14 protein-coding genes and 1 pseudogene are annotated in these 18,411 nt (G+C 68.5%); 7 read left to right on the forward strand and 8 right to left on the reverse strand.

Features of this window, described 5'->3' with window-relative positions; all coding sequences use genetic code 11:
- The first annotated feature begins 165 nt into the window (after positions 1 to 165).
- Positions 166 to 492, forward strand: coding sequence for an ATP-dependent DNA ligase (locus QE388_RS15610; RefSeq protein ID WP_275798556.1), 327 nt, complete (start codon positions 166 to 168; stop codon positions 490 to 492).
- Between the two features lie 27 nt (positions 493 to 519).
- Here QE388_RS15610 and QE388_RS15615 read toward each other — a convergent pair whose 3' ends face one another.
- Positions 520 to 1,947, reverse strand: coding sequence for a HAMP domain-containing sensor histidine kinase (locus tag QE388_RS15615; protein WP_307386292.1), 1,428 nt, complete (start codon positions 1,945 to 1,947; stop codon positions 520 to 522).
- Complete coding sequence (locus QE388_RS15620; RefSeq protein ID WP_307386294.1) at positions 1,944 to 2,618, reverse strand: response regulator transcription factor; 675 nt, start codon at positions 2,616 to 2,618, stop codon at positions 1,944 to 1,946. Before QE388_RS15620 ends, QE388_RS15615 begins: the two co-directional genes overlap by 4 nt.
- A gap of 143 nt (positions 2,619 to 2,761) precedes the next feature.
- On the opposite strand from QE388_RS15620, the gene QE388_RS15625 reads away from it, so the two are divergent.
- The 3 genes from QE388_RS15625 to QE388_RS15635 all read left to right on the forward strand — a co-directional run bounded on the left by QE388_RS15625 (position 2,762) and on the right by QE388_RS15635 (position 4,987).
- Complete coding sequence (locus tag QE388_RS15625; protein WP_307386296.1) at positions 2,762 to 3,298, forward strand: hypothetical protein; 537 nt, start codon at positions 2,762 to 2,764, stop codon at positions 3,296 to 3,298.
- A 77-nt stretch (positions 3,299 to 3,375) separates the two neighbouring features.
- On the forward strand, positions 3,376 to 4,341 hold the full coding sequence (locus QE388_RS15630; RefSeq protein ID WP_307386298.1) for a hypothetical protein: 966 nt from the start codon (positions 3,376 to 3,378) through the stop codon (positions 4,339 to 4,341).
- Between the two features lie 142 nt (positions 4,342 to 4,483).
- A complete protein-coding gene (locus tag QE388_RS15635; protein ID WP_058595626.1) occupies positions 4,484 to 4,987 on the forward strand; it encodes a DUF3145 domain-containing protein in 504 nt (167 codons plus the stop codon).
- 144 nt (positions 4,988 to 5,131) lie between these two features.
- Here QE388_RS15635 and QE388_RS15640 read toward each other — a convergent pair whose 3' ends face one another.
- The 6 genes and pseudogenes from QE388_RS15640 to aceE form a co-directional block, all read right to left on the reverse strand.
- Complete coding sequence (locus QE388_RS15640) at positions 5,132 to 6,370, reverse strand: beta-ketoacyl synthase (protein ID WP_307386300.1); 1,239 nt, start codon at positions 6,368 to 6,370, stop codon at positions 5,132 to 5,134.
- 69 nt (positions 6,371 to 6,439) lie between these two features.
- A complete protein-coding gene (locus QE388_RS15645) occupies positions 6,440 to 6,688 on the reverse strand; it encodes an acyl carrier protein (protein WP_013586517.1) in 249 nt (82 codons plus the stop codon).
- 75 nt (positions 6,689 to 6,763) lie between these two features.
- The gene (locus QE388_RS15650) at positions 6,764 to 7,768 is read right to left on the reverse strand and encodes a beta-ketoacyl-ACP synthase III (protein WP_307386305.1); all 1,005 of its coding nucleotides are present in this window, start codon (positions 7,766 to 7,768) and stop codon (positions 6,764 to 6,766) included.
- Positions 7,765 to 8,690, reverse strand: a pseudogene (locus QE388_RS15655) (ACP S-malonyltransferase). The gene QE388_RS15650 and the pseudogene QE388_RS15655 overlap by 4 nt, the downstream one beginning before the upstream one ends.
- An 82-nt stretch (positions 8,691 to 8,772) precedes the next feature.
- Positions 8,773 to 10,008, reverse strand: a complete 1,236-nt coding sequence (locus QE388_RS15660; RefSeq protein ID WP_307387160.1) for a CdaR family transcriptional regulator — start codon at positions 10,006 to 10,008, stop codon at positions 8,773 to 8,775.
- Between the two features lie 64 nt (positions 10,009 to 10,072).
- Entirely contained in the window at positions 10,073 to 12,799 is a 2,727-nt protein-coding gene (aceE, locus tag QE388_RS15665; protein WP_307386307.1) for a pyruvate dehydrogenase (acetyl-transferring), homodimeric type, read from the reverse strand.
- Between the two features lie 354 nt (positions 12,800 to 13,153).
- Between aceE and QE388_RS15670 the strand changes: the two genes are divergently transcribed.
- From QE388_RS15670 to QE388_RS15680, 3 genes are all read left to right on the forward strand, one after another.
- A complete protein-coding gene (locus QE388_RS15670) occupies positions 13,154 to 15,169 on the forward strand; it encodes a hypothetical protein (protein ID WP_307386310.1) in 2,016 nt (671 codons plus the stop codon).
- Entirely contained in the window at positions 15,154 to 16,221 is a 1,068-nt protein-coding gene (locus QE388_RS15675; RefSeq protein ID WP_307386312.1) for an acyltransferase, read from the forward strand. The genes QE388_RS15670 and QE388_RS15675 overlap by 16 nt, the downstream gene beginning before the upstream one ends.
- Positions 16,222 to 16,363: 142 nt before the next feature.
- Positions 16,364 to 18,349, forward strand: a complete 1,986-nt coding sequence (locus QE388_RS15680; RefSeq protein WP_307386314.1) for a hypothetical protein — start codon at positions 16,364 to 16,366, stop codon at positions 18,347 to 18,349.
- Positions 18,350 to 18,411 lie beyond the last annotated feature (62 nt).

An 18,411-nucleotide genomic window follows, 5' to 3' on the forward strand; every position in this document is an offset into this window, starting at 1 on the left:
TTCATTACTTGACTAAGTAACCATGCAACGCGCTCCTGCGCCGTGTCAAGACCGGAGATACTTCGCGGCGTGAGATACTAAGCGGACCCCGCATTGCTGCGCTTCCCGGCGCGGTCCCGCCCCTTGCACCACAGGACGCTTCAGTGCGCCAGAAAAGGACCAGCCGTGGGACGCCTCATCTACCGCGATCGCGCATCGTTCGACATCGACGACCGCATCCTCGCCCACCTTCGCATCGTCATCATGAACAAGTTGCGCCGCAACGAGGGGTTCATGCTGCAGCTCCCCGTCAACGAGGGAGTCCGCCAGGCCAGCATCTGGGTGCACGCCTCGAACGCCCTCGTGCTGCAGTTCTACGGCGGCCGCGAGCCGTCGATCGACCGCGAACTCGTGGATCAGATGATGCACGACGCCAGCAGCGCCGATGGGCTCACGCTCCTCTCGACGGGCCCGGTCATCGCCGCATCCCCGACGCCGCGCCTCGCGCGCTGACCGGCGCCGACCTGCTCCCGGGCCGACTCAGCTCCGGCGCTCGCCGCGGGGGAGGGCGACGACGAAGCGCGCCCCTCCCTCGTTCGGCAGGCAGCGGACGTCGCCGCCGTGTGCACGCGCGATCCCCCGCGCAATGGGCAGGCCGAGACCCACGCCCGTCGAGGAACGCGCGGGATCCAACCGCACGAGTCGATCGAAGATGCGCTCGTGGTCGCCCTCGGCGACGCCGGGTCCGTCGTCGGTCACCGTCATGACGACCTCCTTCGCGCTCTCATCCAAGCCGACGCGCACCGATCCGCGGCCGCCCGTCGCACGGGCGGCGTTCTCGATGAGGTTCGACAGCACCTGGCCGATGCGGTCGACGTCGACGGATGCCATGACGGCGGCATCCGGAACCGTCGCGCGCAGATCGAGGTGCGGGTAGAGCAGCGGCGCCCGCTCCGCCTCCGCCCGGACGAGGTCACGGAGGTCGACGTCGGCACGAGCGAGTTCGAGGCCCCGATCGACCCGGGCCATCATCAACAGGTCGTCGACGAGGCGCGAGGCGCGAGCGGCCTCCCGCGCAACCTGTGCGGCGAGCATCTCGCGATCGGGTCCGTCGAGGTCGGCCCGAACGAGGGTGTCGGCGGCAGCGCGGATGCCCGCGACCGGCGTCCGCAACTCGTGCGCCGCGTCCGAGAGGAAGGCACGCAATCGCCGTTCGGCGCCGCGCGCGGCCTCCTCGGCACCGACGACGTCGTCGAGCATGTCGTCGAGAGCGGTGGCCACGCGGCCGATCTCGGTGTCGGGCCGGGTGGGCCGCAGACGCCGGCCGCGCTCGCCCGCACCGATCGAGCGCGCGACCTCCGACACCTGGTCCAGCGGCCGGAGCGTCGCGCGCACGATGACGATCACCGCTCCAGCAGCGATGGCCAGAACGACGGCGGACGCGATCGCCATGATCCACCGGACCTGGACGAGGGTGTCCTCGATCCCGACCGCGGATGCCGTGAGCGTGATCGTGGACCCGTCGCTCAGGGTCGAGCTCAACGTGACGAGATCGTCGTCGCCGCCGATCGTCGAGGCGACGATCGTGACAGCCGACTCGCTCGCCGTCGGCTGGGGCGCCGATCGCGAGCCCGGTCCCGGTCCACCCGGCCCCGGCGGACCCTCGCGTAGTTGATCGGGACTGGGACCCGCGACGACCGATCCGCCCGTCGCGCTGTCGATACGCACGGCGAGGCCCTGATCCGACAGACGCTCGGCCAGATCGGTGTCATCGACGGTGCCGACGAGCGAGGCGGCGGCTGCCGCGCGGTCGCGCAGCCGCTCTTCGATCTGCCCCCGCAGGCGCGCACCCAGCGCGACATCGACGACGACCGAGAGCACGACGAGCAACACGGCGACCAGCGCGAGGACGGCGACGATCGTGCGGCGCCGGAGCGAACCCGACCGCAGGGCCGGCGAGGGCATCATGGCGTGACGCTCAATCGGTAGCCCAGACCCCGGACGGTGTGGATGAGACGCGGTCCGCGCGTCTCCATCTTGCGTCGCAGAGCGCTGAGGTGCACCTCGACGAGGTTCGGGTCGTAGTCGTCGTACCCCCACACCTGGGTGAGGATCTGCCCCTTCGACAGGGTGCGGCCGCGGCTCTCCGCGAACAACTGCAGCAGGCGGAACTCGGTCGCCGTGAGATCGAGCGCCCCACCGGCGCGGTGGGCGATCGCCGCGTCCGGGTCGACGACCAGATCCCCGACCGCGATGGTCTGGGGAAGGCGCCCCCGACGGCGCAGCACCGCACCCACGCGCGCCACGAGCTCGGCCACGGTGAACGGCTTGGTCACGTAGTCGTCCGCGCCCTCGGCGAAGCCCCGCAGGCGATCGTCGACTTCGTCGCGCGCCGTGAGCATGATCACGGCGGTGTCGCCCTCCGTGCGGATCACGGGAAGCAACCGGATGCCGGCAGGCCCCGGCATCATCCAGTCCAGCACCACGAGGTCGGGGCGGAAGGCGCGCAGACGCACCGTCAGATAGCCGCCGTCGGGTGCTCCCTCCGCGACGAAGCCCTCCGCGCGCAGCGCGGTGACGACGCTGATGCGGATGGTCTCGTCGTCGTCGAGCACGAGGACGCGGGCAGGGGTGGGCACCTCGTCACGGTACGACCGCGCCCTGTGCGCTTCTTATGCGTCGGCTATGGCATCCAGTGCCATAGCAAGCTTCAGGTTCGCTTCAGTCCTGCCTCCAAGGCTGGGCTTACCGCCGGGAATCCTCCGGCCCAGGAAGGAACATCATGACCGACGACGACAACCCGACACTCCCGCTGCCGCGCACCGAGGAGCAGCCCGAACCGCAGCGTCACCGCTGGACTCGGCCCGCGCTCATCGCCGGTGCCGTGGTCGTGGCGCTCGGCCTCGCCGGAGGCTCCGCCGCGATCGCCGCACAGTCCGGTACTCCCACCGCCCTCGCCGGGGCCTCGACGACGTCCGCCCCGAGCGCTGACGGCGGCAGCGGGCCGGGCACCGCACCGATGCCGGGCGCCACCCCGACCGACGCCCCGACCCCCGGCGCCGAGGCCACGCCTCCCGCCACGCCGGGCGACGGTGCCGGACCGGGCGCGTGCGAGCCGGGCGCGAAGGGTCCCGGGGGACCGGGTGCCGGGGGTCCGGGTGCCGCCACGCCTCCCGCGGACGGACAGGCGCCCACTCCTCCCGCCCCGCCCGCGGACGGGCAGGCGCCGACCCCACCCGCGCCTCCCGCCGACGGACAGGCCCCCACCCCGCCCACCGGTGGGCAGGCGCCGACCACGCCCCCGACTCCGGGCAGCTGATGACCGACCCGCGCTGACCGCCGCGCCGCACGTTCGACGTGCAGGCCGCGGTCAGCGCGGTGAGGCACGATCGATGCATGACCACACGGCGATCTCCGGCCCGCCGCGTCGCCTCTTCGCGCCGGACACCTGCGCGCCGGACACCTCCGCGCCGGACGCCTCGGAGCCGCGCGCGGCGCCGCTCCCGCGCGGCGACGCTGCGTCGCCGCCGCCTCGCCGTCGGCATCCTCGTCGCGATCGGCGCCCTCTCCATCGTCGGGCTCCTCGTCGCAGCCTTCATCCCCCTGCTCAGCCTCGGTGCCGCGTGGAACACCGAGATGAAGGACGAGGTGAAGAAGGAGAGCATGGACCTCTCGACCTTCGACCCCAGCCGCCTGATCGACGATGCGGACTTCTACGACGGCGACGCGATGACCGCCGACGAGATCCAGCGATTCCTCGACGAGAAGGTGGGGGAGTGCCGGACCGACACCTGCCTCAACGTCCTGCGGACGACCCTCCCCGGCCGCGACAGGCTCGTCTCGGATGCCACGGGCGAGACCATCTGCGAAGCGATCGACGGGGGCGAACTCACCGCGGCCGAGATCATCGATCGGGTCCAGCGCGCGTGCGGCATCTCCGCGAAGGTCCTGCTCGTAACGCTCCAGAAGGAGCAGAGCCTCGTGTCGGGCCGCACGGCTCGAGCGCCCGACGACGCAGCGCTCGGGGCCGCGATGGGCGCGCGCTGCCCCGATACCGCTCCGTGCGATCCCGGTCTCGCCGGGTTCGCCTCGCAGGTCGTGCAGGGCGCCACCGACCTCAAGTCGTACAGCGCCTCGGACTTCATGCGGCAGCCCGGCACGCACTGGATCGCGTTCTCGCCCGACCCCGACTGCGGCGGCTCCGAGGTCACGATCGAGAACGAGGCCACCGCCGCCCTGTACAACTACACGCCGTACCAACCCAACCCCGCGGCTCTCGCCGCAACGTGGGGGACGGGCGACGCGTGCTCGGCGTACGGCAATCGCAACTTCGCGCTGTACTGGTCGCTCTGGTTCGGCTGACGGCCCGCGCCCGGATCATGCACGGGCGAATCACAGTGTTGTGATTTCGTTATGAACGGGCGATAATGACCGAGACAACCGAACATCGCCGTGAACTCCATCACAGGTCGTAGGGGAAGACGTACCTGACGAAGGAGAGACCATGGCGACCACGTCTTCGCGCGGAGTGATCCTGATCCACTCCGCGCCCCGCGCGTTGTGCCCCCACCTCGAGTGGGCGGTGGGACGCGCTCTCGGCCGTGCCGTGAACTTCGACTGGACCGACCAGCCGGTCCTCGCGGGTAGTCGACGAGCCGAGTTCTACTGGGAGGGTCCCGTCGGCTCCGGCGCAGCTCTCGCGAGCGCGATCCGCGGGTGGGAGCACCTTCGCTTCGAGGTCAGCGAAGATCCGACCCCGCGCAGCGACGGTGGTCGCTGGATGCACACGCCGGGTCTCGGCATCCACTACGCGCAGACCGACGCCGCCGGGAACGTCGTCATCGGCGAAGACCGGGTGCGCTACGCCATGGAGGTCGCCGCGGGCGACGCGTTCGAACTCCAGCGCGAGCTCGATGTCGCCCTGGGTTCCGCGTGGGACGAAGAACTCGAGCCGTTCCGTCACGCAGGCGACGATCAGCAGATCGTCTGGCTGCACAAGGTCGGCTGAAACCGTCGGGCGGGGGAGGCGCCACTACCGGACGTCGGTGATCATTCCCGGCACCGAGACCGCGTATCCCCCTCCCGATCGAAAGACGAACGCCCCCGCCCATCCCCGAAGCAGTCGGGGGATGCCGGGGGCGTTCGGCCGTGATCAGACCGAGGCGATCGCGACGACGGCGTTGTGACCGCCGAAGCCGAACGAGTTGCTGATCGCGAGCTGGTCGCCCGCACCCAGCTCGACGGGCGAGCCGGAGAGGGCGAACGGTACCTCGGGGTCCTGCTCGGTGAGGTTGATCGTGGGCGGAGCCACGCGGTTCTGCAGCGCGAGGACGGTGAAGATCGCCTCGAGGGCGCCCGTTCCTCCGAGCAGGTGGCCAGTGGAGGCCTTCGTCGCCGAAACGGGGATCTCGTCGACCCGCTCGCCGAACACCGCGCGCAGCGCCTTGTACTCGTTCGGGTCACCGACCGGGGTCGAGGTCGCGTGGGCATTGATGTGGGTGACGTCGTCGACCGACGCGCCGGCCATCTCGAGCGCCATGTGGACGGCGCGCGCCGCGCCCTGACCCTCGGGGTCGTTGGCCGTGATGTGGTACGAATCGGCCGTGACGCCGCCGCCGACGATCGAGGCGTAGATCTTGGCGCCGCGGGCTTTCGCGTGCTCCTCGGTTTCGAGGATCAGCACGCCGGCACCCTCGCCCATGACGAAGCCGTCGCGGTCGATGCTCGCCGGGCGCGAAGCGGTCTCGGGGGAGTCGTTGCGCTTCGACAGCGCCTGCATCGACGCGAACGACGCGATCGTGATCGGGTGGATCGCCGATTCGGTGCCGCCGGCGATCACGACGTCGGCGAGGCCGTCGCGGATGTGCTGCACAGCGTTGACGATCGACTCGGTGCTCGACGCGCAAGCAGACGCCACCGTCCGGGCGAAGGCGCGTGCGTTGAAGTGGAGCGACAGGTTTCCGGCTGCCGCGTTGGGCATGAGCATCGGCACCGTCATCGGCATGACGCGGCGCGGGCCCTTCTCGCGCAGGACGTCCCACGCGTCGAGGAGCGTCCACACGCCGCCGATCCCGGTGGCGAAGTCGACGCCGAGACGATCGGGGTCGATGTCGGGCGCCCCCGCGTCTTCCCACGCTTCCTTGGCGGCGACCATCGCCAACTGCGACGAGGGGTCGAGGCGCTTGGCCACCGGACGCTCGAGGACGGTCTCGGGACGCACGAGCGCCTCAGCCGCGAAGGTGACGGGAAGCTGGTACTTCTCGACCCACTCGTGCTCGAGGGTGCGCGCGCCGGAGGTTCCGGCCAGCAGGGCGGACCAGCTCTCGGGGGCCGTCCCGCCGATGGGCGAGGTGGCTCCGATGCCGGTGACGACGATGCGGGGTGTGCTCATGGGGTGCGAAATCCTTGCTGCGGACCGATGGGGCCTGACCGGTGGGGGCCGAAGCCCCCACCGGGAGAATCAGGCCTGGTTCGAGGTGATGAAGGTGACGGCGTCGCCGACGGTCTTGAGGTTCTTGACCTCGTCGTCGGGGATGGTGACGCCGAACTTCTCCTCGGCGTTGACGACGATCGTCATCATCGAGATGGAGTCGATGTCGAGGTCGTCGGTGAACGACTTCTCGAGAGCGACCTCGTCGGCCGAGATGCCGGTCTCATCGGTGATGAGCTCGGCCAGACCTGCGAGGACCTCGTCGTTGGTGAATGCCATGATTTCTCCTGTTCGTGGGTCGGCCCGTGCGGTGACCCGTGGGCCTGGATCAGTCTAGGGTTCGACGCTCTCGCGTCAGGGGAGGACGACGACCTGCGCGCCGAAGACCAGACCGGCACCGAAGCCGATCTGCAGCGCGAGTCCGCCGCTGAGCTCGGGGTGCTCCTCGAGCAGTCGGTGGGTGGCGAGCGGGATGGATGCCGCCGAGGTGTTGCCGGTGGTCTCGATATCGCGACCGATGACCACGGTCTCCGACAGCCCCAGCTGCTTGGCGAACTCGTCGATGATGCGCATGTTCGCCTGGTGCGGGACGAAAGCGGCGAGATCGCTCGGCTCGATGCCGGCGGCGTCGATCGCCTGACGGGCGACCTTGACCATCTCCCAGACGGCCCAGCGGAACACCGTGGGGCCCTCTTGGCGCAGCGTCGGCCACGGGGCGGCGCCGTCGCGGAACTCGGTCAGGGTGGCGTTCATGCCCACGGCATCCGCCTTCGATCCGTCCGAGCCCCAGATGGTGGGGCCGATTCCGGGCGTGTCGCTGGGTCCGACGACGACGGCGCCGGCGCCGTCACCGAGCAGGAACGAGATGCTCCGGTCGGTGGGGTCGACGATGTCGCTCAGCTTCTCAGCACCGACGACGACCACGTGCTTCGCGAGGCCGGCGCGGATCAAGGCATCCGCCTGGCCCACGCCGTAGGCGAACCCGGCACACGCCGCGTTCACGTCGTATGCCGCGGCGGGGTTCGCACCGATGCGGTCGGCGACGATCGCCGAGGCCGACGGCGTCTGCTTCGGGTTGCTGATGGTCGCCACGATGACGGCGTCGATGTCGGCGGGGTCCACGCCCGACTTCTCGACGGCCTCGCGCGCGGCCTCCGAGGCGAGGTCGATGGCATCCGTCTCCTTGTTCGCGCGAACACGCGTCACGATGCCCGTGCGCTGACGGATCCACTCGTCGCTCGAGTCGATCGGCCCCACGAGGTCGTCGTTCGGCACGAAGTTCTCACCACGGGCGGCGCCGTACGCATAGATCCGCGTGTGCGCCGGTCCCTGCAGCTGACGGAGGGTGGGGGTGCTCATGCCTGGATGTCTTCTTTCAGGAGCGAGACGGCCGCGTCGAGGTCGTCGGGGGTCTTGACCGCCACGGTGGGCGTACCGCGAAGGGCGCGCTTGGCGAGTCCCGTCAGCGCTCCCGCGGGGGAGAGTTCGATGATGCCGGTCACGCCCTGCTCGGCGAACGAAGCCATGCAGCGATCCCAGCGCACGGGCGACGCGACCTGCGCGACGACGAGGTCGAGAGCGCGGCGCCCCTCGGCGACGACGGAACCGTCGGAGTTGGTCCAGAGGGTGAGACCCGGGTCGGACACCGCGACACCGGCAGCTGCCGCACGCAGCGTCTCTCGACGGCGGGCTCCATGAAACGCGTGTGGAAGGCACCGGCGACCTGCAGCGGGATGACCCGCGCGCCGCGCGGCGCCTCGGCCGCCAGCTCGGCGAGAGCGGGCAGCTCGCCCGCCGCGACGATCTGGCCACCGCCGTTGTAGTTGGCCGGGGTGAGGCCCAGGGCCTCGAGGCGCTCGAGGACGACCGCCTCGTCGCCCCCGACCACCGCGCTCATGCCCGTCTCGGTGACGGCGGCGGCTTCGGCCATGGCACGTCCGCGCAGACCGACGAGGCGGAGCGCATCGTCCTCGGTCAGGACTCCGGATGCCGCCAGCGCGGCGATCTCGCCGACCGAATGCCCCGCGACCCCGGCGACGGCGCTTCCGGAGCGCTGCGTCAAGGCGGACCACGACAGCAGGCTCGCCGCCACGATCAGCGGCTGGGCGACGCTCGTGTCGCGGATGCGGTCGGCATCCCACTCGGTGCCGGCGGCGATGAGGTCGACACCCGCCTGCTCGGAGTACGCGGCGAGACGCTCGCGTGCCCCGTCGAGTTCGAGCCACGGTGTGAGGAACCCAGGGGTCTGCGACCCCTGCCCGGGGAAGACGGCGATGATCACGGTCCCATCCTGCCAAGGATCGAGCGCCGTCTTATGGAGGTATCGACACAGATATGCGGCGTGTCTTTGTGCGAGCCGTGCATCAGCGCGACAGGGGAGGGCGCCGACCGGCGGCTCCGCGCCGTCGCGTGGCATCCGTTCCGATCGACCCGAGAATCAAGGCCGTCTGCAGGATGAGCGCCTCGCGAGGGCCGGTGGCATCCCATCCGATCACCTCGGAGACGCGCTTGAGGCGGTACCGGACCGTGTTCGGGTGCACGTACAGCTCGCGAGCGGTCGCTTCGAGGGAGCGGCCGTTGTCGAGGTAGCTCCAGAGCGTCGCGACGAGATCGGTGCTGTGCGCTTGGAGGGGCCGGTAGACGCGGTCCACCAGCGTCTGCTTCGCCACCGCGTCTCCGGCGAGAGCGCGCTCGGGCAGCAGGTCGTCGGCCTCCACCGGGCGCGGCGCGTTGCGCCACGCGCGCGCGACGGCGAAGCCAGCCAGCGCCGCTCGGGCGCTCTGACCGGCGTCGACGAGAGCCGCGACCGGGGGGCCGAGCACCAGGTGGCCCGACCCGAACCCGGGTTCGAGCCGCTTGGCGATCTCGGCGAACGGGAGCTCGGTCGTGTCGTCGCCACCCCGCGCGGGCAGTTCGGCTCGGCCGAGCACGAGGACGAGACGAGACCCCTGGACGCCGATGAGCACGTCGACTCCGAGCTTGCGCGCCGTGCGGCGCACCTGATCGACGTCGAACTGCGGGGGAGTCGTCCCGACGAGGACGGCGACCTCTCCGTGCCCGTGCCATCCGAGGGCGGCGATGCGGCTGGGCAGTTCTTCGTCGGCCTCGCCCGTGAGGATCGAGTCGACCACGAGCGCCTCGAGACGCGCGTCCCAGAGGCCGCGTGCCTCCGCGGCACGCGCATAGACGTCGGCGGCGGCGAACGCGACCTCGCGCGAGTACAGGAGCATCGCCTCGCGCACACTCTTGCTCCGCCCGGCGACGCGCTCCTCCATCACCTCGACGGTGACGCGGACGAGTTGCAGCGTCTGCGTCAGGCTCACGCTGCGCAAGAGCTCGCGCGGAGCCGCCGCGAAGATGTCCGACGCGATCGCCGGGGTCTGCGCGGGATCCTCGACCCACTGCGTGAACGACGTGATGCCCGCCTGGGCCACGAGGCCGACGGCCGAGCGCCGGGCCGGCGGCATCCCGGCGTACCAGGGGAGGGTCTCTTCGAGGCGCTGGATCGTGGCCGTCGCGAGGTCGCCGGAGATCCGGCGCAACCACACGAGGGTCTCTTCCTTGTCGCGCGCGACGCGATCGAGGCCGTCGCGCGAAATGCGGTCGGGACCGGTCCCGCCCGAGAGGGGGGAGCCGGTCCCGACCGTGGGTTCACTCACGTGATCAGGCCTCGCCGCCCGCGTTGCCGCTGGTGCCGGCGTTGACGTCGTGCAGGCGGTACTTCTCGATCGCCTGTCCGACGACGGCGCGATCGACCTTGCCCTCCTCCGCCAGCGCCTGCAGGGCGCGCACGGCGAGCGAGGGGCCGTCGATCTTGAAGAATCGACGGGCCGCCGCGCGGGTGTCGGAGAAGCCGAAGCCATCGGCACCGAGCGTCCAGTAGTTCTGCGGGACCCACTGGCGGATCTGGTCCTGGACGGCGTGCATCCAGTCGCTGACCGCGACGACGGGACCTTCGGCTTCCTTGAGCTTGTCCGTCAGGTACGCCACGCGCGGCTCCGCCTCCGGGTGCAGGAAGTTGTGCTCGTCGGCGGCGAGGCCATCGCGGCGCAGCTCGGTCCACGAGGTGACCGACCACACATCGGCCACGACGCCCCAGTCGTCCTTGAGCAGGCGCTGAGCCTCGAACGCCCACGGCACGCCCACGCCCGAGGCGAGAAGCTGCGTGCGGGGCCCGTCGCCCTCGCCGGTCGAGATGCGGTGCATACCGCGGACGATGCCGTCGACATCCACGTTCTCGGGCTCGGCGGGCTGCACGTAGGGCTCGTTGTACACGGTGATGTAGTACATGACGTTCGGGTCCGGGTGCTCGCCGCCGTACATGCGCTCGATACCGGAGCGGACGATGTGCGAGATCTCGTACCCATAGGCCGGGTCGTACGACACGGTGGCGGGGTTGGTGGACGCCAGGAGCTGCGAGTGCCCGTCGGCGTGCTGCAGACCCTCACCGGTCAGCGTCGTGCGACCGGCGGTCGCGCCGATGATGAAGCCGCGCGCCATCTGGTCGCCCGCCGCCCACTGGGCGTCGCCCGTCCGCTGGAACCCGAACATCGAATAGAAGACGTAGACCGGGATCAGCGGTTCGCCGTGCGTCGCGTACGACGTGCCGGCCGCGGTGAACGCCGCGAGGGCGCCCGCCTCGTTGATGCCGACGTGAATGATCTGACCCTGCGGGCTCTCCTTGTACGCGAGCAGCAGCTCGCGGTCCACGGAGGTGTAGTGCTGGCCCTTGGGGTTGTAGATCTTCGCCGTGGGGAAATACGCGTCCATACCGAACGTGCGCGCCTCGTCGGGGATGATCGGGACGATGCGGTGACCGAAGTCCTTGACCCGCAGCAGATCCTTGAGCAGGCGGACGAACGCCATGGTCGTGGCGATCTCCTGCGTGCCCGACCCCTTCTTGGGCAGCGCGTACGCCGCGTCGCCGGGGAGCTCGAGACCCACGTGCGTCGAGCGACGCTCGGGGAGGAAACCGCCGAGCGCGCGGCGACGCTCGAGCATGTATTTGATGGTCTCGTCGTTCTCGCCGGGGTTGTAGTACGGCGGCTGGTACGGGTTCTCGTCGAGCTGCGCGTCGGTGACGGGGATGTCCATCGCGTCGCGGAAGGCCTTGAGGTCGTCCAGCGTCAGCTTCTTCATCTGGTGGGTCGCGTTGCGGCCCTCGAAGTGCGGGCCGAGACCGTAGCCCTTGATCGTCTTCGCGAGGATGACGGTCGGCTGGCCCTTGTGCTCCTTGGCCGCCTTGAACGCCGCGAACACCTTGCGGTAGTCGTGGCCACCGCGCTTCAGGCCCCAGATCTGCTCGTCGGTGTAGTCCTTGACGAGCTCCAGGGCCCGCGGGTCGCGACCGAAGAAGTTCTCGCGGACGTACGCGCCGTTCTCGGCCTTGTAGGTCTGGTAGTCGCCGTCGGGCGTCGTGTTCATCAGGTTGAGCAGCGCACCCTCGGTGTCGCGGGCGAGCAGGTCGTCCCACTCACGGCCCCAGACGACCTTGATGACGTTCCAGCCGGCACCGCGGAAGAAGCTCTCGAGCTCCTGGATGATCTTGCCGTTACCGCGGACGGGGCCGTCGAGACGCTGCAGGTTGCAGTTGACGATGAATGTGAGGTTGTCGAGACCCTCGTTCGCCGCGACCTGCAGCTGTCCGCGGCTCTCGACCTCGTCCATCTCGCCGTCGCCCAGGTAGGCCCAGACGTGCGAGTCCGAGACATCCTTGATGCCGCGGTTCGAGAGGTACTTGTTCGACATCGCCTGGTAGATGGCGTTGATCGGACCGAGACCCATCGACACGGTCGGGAACTGCCAGAACTCCGGCATGAGACGCGGGTGCGGATACGACGGGATGCCGTTCGGTGCCTGCGACTTCTCCTGGCGGAAGCCGTCGAGCTGCGCCTCGGTGAGACGACCCTCGAGGTAGGCGCGGGCGTAGGCGCCGGGCGAGGCGTGGCCCTGGATGAAGATCTGGTCGCCGCCCGACGGGTCGTCGAGCCCGCGGAAGAAGTGGTTGAAGCCGACCTCGTAAAGAGCCGCCGACGACGCGTAGGTCGAGATGTGACCGCCGACGCCGATACCGGGACGCTGCGCACGGTGCACGGTGACGGCGGCGTTCCAGCGGATCCACTTGCGGTAGCGGCGCTCGAGCTCCTCGTCGCCGGGGAACTCCGGCTCGTTCTGCTGCGAGATGGTGTTGATGTAGTCGGTGGTGGGAACCATCGGCACGTTGAGGTGCAGTTCCTTGGAGCCCTTCAACAGGCTCAGCATGATCTCGCGAGCGCGAGCCGGTCCCTTCGCCTGAACGAGCTGTCGCAGGGATTCCTGCCACTCCCCGGTCTCTTCGGGGTCGCTGTCCTGCGGCCCTTGCGAATACGGATCCTGGTCGTGAACAGTCACGGAAGACCTTTCGTCGTCTGGCAGGTCATGCCAGAGAATCGCCATACAAGTGCGGCAACCCTTGTTCGCTCCGCACAATCAACCAGCGTCCAGCCTAGCGAGTGATGACGCGAACGGATGCGCACCGGTCCCCGTCTCTTCCGACTCGATCGAGGGAATCCTCGGTGACGGAACACTGTGGGATGCCACAGGGGTGAGGACGCGGGGGAATCGGAGGGCGCCATTCCCGGCGCACCATCGTGTGATTGCGCATCTATACATGCCAGAGAAACGGCATCCGTCCCCTCCCCTCACCCTCCGGGACGAATGAATCCGGGCCGCTGCCGCGCCGGGCTGCTTCGTATGGTGACGGCCATGACCAGCTCGCCCTTCACTCTCGACCGCCGACACTTCCTGCTCACTGCAGGGACCGGCGCGGCCGTCGGTACGGCAGGAACCGCGCTCAACGCACCCGCACCGGCGGCGGCCGCGACCTCGGCGGACAGCGCGGGCGTCGTCACGGTCACCGACGCCATCGCCGGCATCCCCTTCCGCACCGGAACCTCCGAGCTCGACACCGCCGAGTACGCGCGCCGCGCCGCAGCCAACTCCGCGGCCTTCAACGACGCGTGGAAACGCGCTCTGCAGCTGCTGCGCGTCGTTCCCACCCCGACCGCCTCGCCCGCCTCCGGGCGGAGCGTCAACTGGCTGCCGAACGCCGGCGTGACCCTCAAGGTCCCGCCGGGCTTCTACGCGATCGATCAGTGGAACCTCGCCGTCACCCCGGCCGATCTGCGTCTGCCCGGCACGGAACGGGCGTCCGGCCAGCAGTACGGCGAGTGGTCCGTCCGAATCACGATCGAAGCCGAGGGCGTCGTGCTCGTCGCCCGCGACCACGCGGGATCCACCGCCGGCAGCCCTGTCGTGTACCTGGGGAGCCCCGAATCCAGCGGGGGGAGCCAAGACCTCCTGAAGCGCGTCGTGCTGCGAGGGCTCACCGTGCAGAGCGACGGACACTCTCTCCAGGCGAACTACGTGGCCGACCGCGTCGGCATCCTCGTGCGCCAGAGTCAAGAGATCCGCCTCGAGCGCGTCTCGGTCTTCGGCTTCGCGCGCGAAGGCATCCGATTCGAGGGCGTCATGGATTCGACGATCGACGCCGCGGTCATCGGCTGGTGCGGTCGCGGCTCGCGGCTGAGCGCGCCGCCGACTCCCTCACCCTTCGGCCTTGCGTTCCTCAGCACGCGCAACGGCTCAGGCGCGATCGTCGAGAACTGCAACGCCCTTCGTGTGATCGACACGCACCTGGAGTTCTGCGACCACGAGCTCTTCATCGATCGCGGGACACGCCACGTGGACTTTCTCGGGTGCAAGTTCGAGCACGGCTGGGGGACGACGTCTGCACAGTCCCCGGTGTCGATCGGTTATCCACCGAACAGGGAATCCTCTCGAGACCGCGTTCTCGAGATCGGGTTCACTTCGTGCATGTTCGTTCAGAACACCTATGCCGACCCCGGGCGACACCCGAGCCACATCGTCGTCGGCGAGCTGGCATACGGCGGCGGCGAGGCGTTCGCCGCCAAGACGGCCGTCACCTTCACGGGATGCCATTTCTCGGTGCCGGACGGCGTCGGCGAGCGCTGGTTCACCGGGGGCGACACCACCTTCACCGCGTGCGACTTCGCCGGGTGCGGGAACGCGGAGGGAGACCCCGCCTGCTTCGATCTCGGCAACGACGTCACGTTCGACGGGTGTCGCTTCTCCGCGGTCGCCGAGGTGCACGACGGATTGACCGAGACGCAACGCAACGGTCCCATCGGGGCGGTCGTGCCCGGCTCCCGCGCCGATCTTTTCCGTTTTCGCGGCGGCGCGTCCCGCGTCCTCGATCCCGTGATCTACTTCCCGCCCCCGAATCAGGGCGTTCGCACCTCTCCCGGGTCCGTGGCCACGCTGGCGCAGAACGTCGGCGATGCGAATCGCGTAGCCGGGTGGCATCCCGCCTTATACGGACTGCCACCCGGGAACGGTGGTCGGCCCGGTCCCATCGCCGCCGTCCGATACGAAGACTCTCGTCGTACGCAGCTCGGCACTTCCCTCACGTGGACGCCCCTCACGGGGACGTCGACCCCGGTCCTTGAGCCCGACGATCAGGGGCGGGTCTCCGTGTGTGGAGCGGAGCAGGTTCGCGTGCGAGGCGGGCGGACCTACTCCGGTTTCACCGATGCGTACTCCGGGCAGATCATCCGTGTCCTCGCCGACGGCGAGCCGATCACCTTCTCGGGAGGTCAGCTCGTCCTCCGCGGAACACAGACCCTTCGCGCCGGAACGTCGGACATGACCTGCTTCGTCTATTACACCTACGGTTCAGGCGCGGCATGGTTCCAGATCTGAGGGTGCGGCGGCGCTCGACGCTCGGGGCACGGTTCGACCCACGCGCGAACAGTCTGAACGCGATCCGGCTCGGGCTCGCACTGCTGGTCCTGGTGGCACACGCCTGGGAGTTGGGCGGCTATGGGCTCGAAACGCAGTTCCTGGGGCCGTTGGCCGTCGCGGGTTTCTTCGCGATCTCAGGCTTCCTCATCACAATGAGCCGTTCACGGACGACGAAGCTGTCCGACTTCCTGCGTCGACGGATCGCTCGAATCTTCCCGGCATTTCTCGTCGTTCTCGTCGTGACGGCCTTCCTCTTCGCTCCGTTCGCAAGTCTCCTTCTCGGAGGGGGAACGTGGACTCCCGGAGCGGCTCTGGGCTACGTCATGCGCAACGCCGCGCTGTGGCCCGTGCAACCGACCATTCCGGGAATGCTCGAGACGCTGCCGTTCCCCGGGGTGTGGAACGGTTCGCTCTGGACGCTGTCCTATGAGTTCGGCTGCTACATCGTCACAGGGGTCGTCGGATGCCTCGTGACTCGTCGGAGCACGCGAGCCACCGCTGCGCTCTGGGTGGTGAGCGCCACCATCTCGCTCACGACATCGGCGGATCTCCTGTCGCTCCCGCACGTCGTGGTGACGCTCTGTACTCTCCTGTGCGCCTACATGTCGGGGGCGCTGCTCTTCCTCTGGCGCGACCGGATCCCCCACGCTCCCTGGCTCATCGCACTCGCCTTCGCCACGATCGTCATCGGTGTCGCCCTACGCATCGCACCCGGCATCCTCGGACCGGCAATCGCGTACGTACTCATCGCACTGGGTGCGGCGCTTCCCCTGCGCATCGGATCGCGCAACGACATCTCCTACGGCGTCTACATCTACGCGTTCCCCGTTCAGCAGATGCTCGCGCTCCTGCTCTCGGGTACGGGGACTCCGGTCGCGGGGTATCTCGCCCTCAGCATCATCTTCACCCTGCCCCTTGCGTGGGCGAGCTGGCTCGCGGTCGAACGGCCGGCGATGCGACTCGGAACGGGACCTCGCCGACGTTCGCGTCGTGAGCGGTTGACGGTCTGACGTCCTCGATCCCCGCGCTCACCCCGATGTGGTGAAGTGGGGGAGGAATTCGCCTCCCGCGCGGTCAGAGCACGTCCGCGTACGCCGAACAGACACGAATGCGGCTGCCGCACGGTGTGCGAATGTCGGGATCATGCACCCGATGAATGACGAGCTCCCCCGACGAGGGTTTCTTCTGGCAGCGACCGCGACCGCCGGGCTCGCCACTTTCTCGTCAGCACCCACCGCCGCCAGCGCAGCCGACGAGAACGTCCCCAACACCGTCGTCACTGTCCTCGGCGCGATGAGGGGAGTGCCCTACGCACTTGCGACGAGTGCACTGGACGAGATCGAGTTCGCGCGCAGGGCCCGGATCAATACAGTGGCATTTCGCAAGGCATGGAAGGAAGCGCTTGCCACAGTGCGATTCGTTTCCCCGCCGGAAGTCTCAGAAGCGTCGAATTATGAGACAGTCTCGCAACCATTGAGTGGCGCGACGATACGAGTTCCGCCGGGGTTCTATCCCATCGATACCTGGGATATGTCCGTCACCCCCGCTGACCTCAATCTCCCGGGCTCGGAGGCCCATGGGCCTCAGTATGGCGAGTGGTCGATCAGGGTAACCGTCGAGGCCGATGGTGCCGTACTGGTGACGAAGGACTATCCAGGATCACCGAGCCCAACGACTCCTGTCATCTATCTCGGCAGCCCCGATTCTCCGGGGCGCAGCCTCGATCTGCTGAAAAGGGTGACGATCCGGGGCCTCAGCATTCAGAGCGATACGAACCCCATTCAGTCGTTCACCGCAACGGACAGGGTCGGGATGATCGTCCATCAGGCCCAGGAGGTGTGCCTAGAAAAGGTATCCATCTTTGGGTTTCGAAGAGAAGGTCTGCGTCTCGAGGGCGTTATGGACTCTACATTCACGTCGGTGAACATCGGCTGGTGCGGGCGCTCTGACGCAGCGGAGGGTGGCGCGTTCGCGCTCGCAGTGATGACGACGACTGACGCGGCTGGTGTCCCCGTCGAGAATTGCAATGCTCTCCGATTCATCGGCTGCCACATTGAGTTCTGCGACCTTGAACTCCTGATCGACCGGGGCTCACGACATGTCGACTTCTGGGGATCGAAGTTCGAACATGGCTGGGCGACAACTTCCACCCGCTCACCCATCCAAATCGGCGCTATGCCTGGCTCCTCATCGCCGACGACGTACGTTCGTGAAATCAGCTTCGTCTCCTGCATGTTCGTGCAGAACACGTATGCCTTCGAAGGGAGTCACCCAAGTCACATTTCCGTGGAAGAGGTGGGCTATGTCGGTAGCCAGTCTGAAAAGGCCAAGACCGCGATCTCCTTCGTCGCCTGTCACTTCACGGTTCCGGACGGTGGCGGTGAGCGATGGTTCCTTGGAGCCGACACGACATTCTCCGCGTGCGACTTCCATGGATGCGGAAACGCTGCGGGTGAGCTGGCGTGCTTCGACCTGGGAAATGACGTGGTGTTCTCGGCATCCCGGTTCTCCGTGGTTCGCTTCATCCATGACGGACTCACCGGTGACGCGGGCGCGGGCGGGCCTGGCGCCCCACTGAACCACTCGCGTGCCGACCTCTTTCGCTTTCATGGGGGCGCCTCGCGCGTGCTTCAGCCTGTCATCTACTTTCCTGCCCGTGCGGAGGGAGTGGATGCCGCGCCAGGGTCCCTTGTAACTATCGCCTCCGGTGCGGGGAACGGGAATCTCATCGCAGGGTGGCAGACGCACTGGTACGGGTTGCCGACCCATCCCGACGGATCGCCGGGACACATCGACCCCGTCCTTTACGAGCAGCGGTCGCAGCGTCATCTCCTTTCACGCCTCACCGTTGACCCGTGGTCGCGGGAGGTGACGGGCGTGCTCCCGCCCGACAGGGAAGGGTTCATTTCGGTGATGGGGAGAGAGACGCTCAAGCTGCAGGGGGGCGCATCGTACAACGACTTCCGTGACGGATACTCGGGGCAGGTCGTGAGAGTGGTCAGCGATGGTGGAACGGCTGTTCTGAAACCAGGATCATTCGTCTTCCGCACTCCAGGTTCGAATTCCATCGGCCCCGGAACACTGCGAACGTTCGTGTTGTACAGCGATGGAGGAGGAGCGGCGTGGTTCGAGGTGTGAGCTCGACCGCGGGACTCGTCCCCCGATCTCTGCAAAGGGTGAGCGACGGGGCCAATCTCGAG

The sequence above is a fragment of the Microbacterium sp. SORGH_AS_0969 genome (assembly GCF_030818255.1).
Taxonomy (GTDB): Bacteria; Actinomycetota; Actinomycetes; order Actinomycetales; family Microbacteriaceae; genus Microbacterium.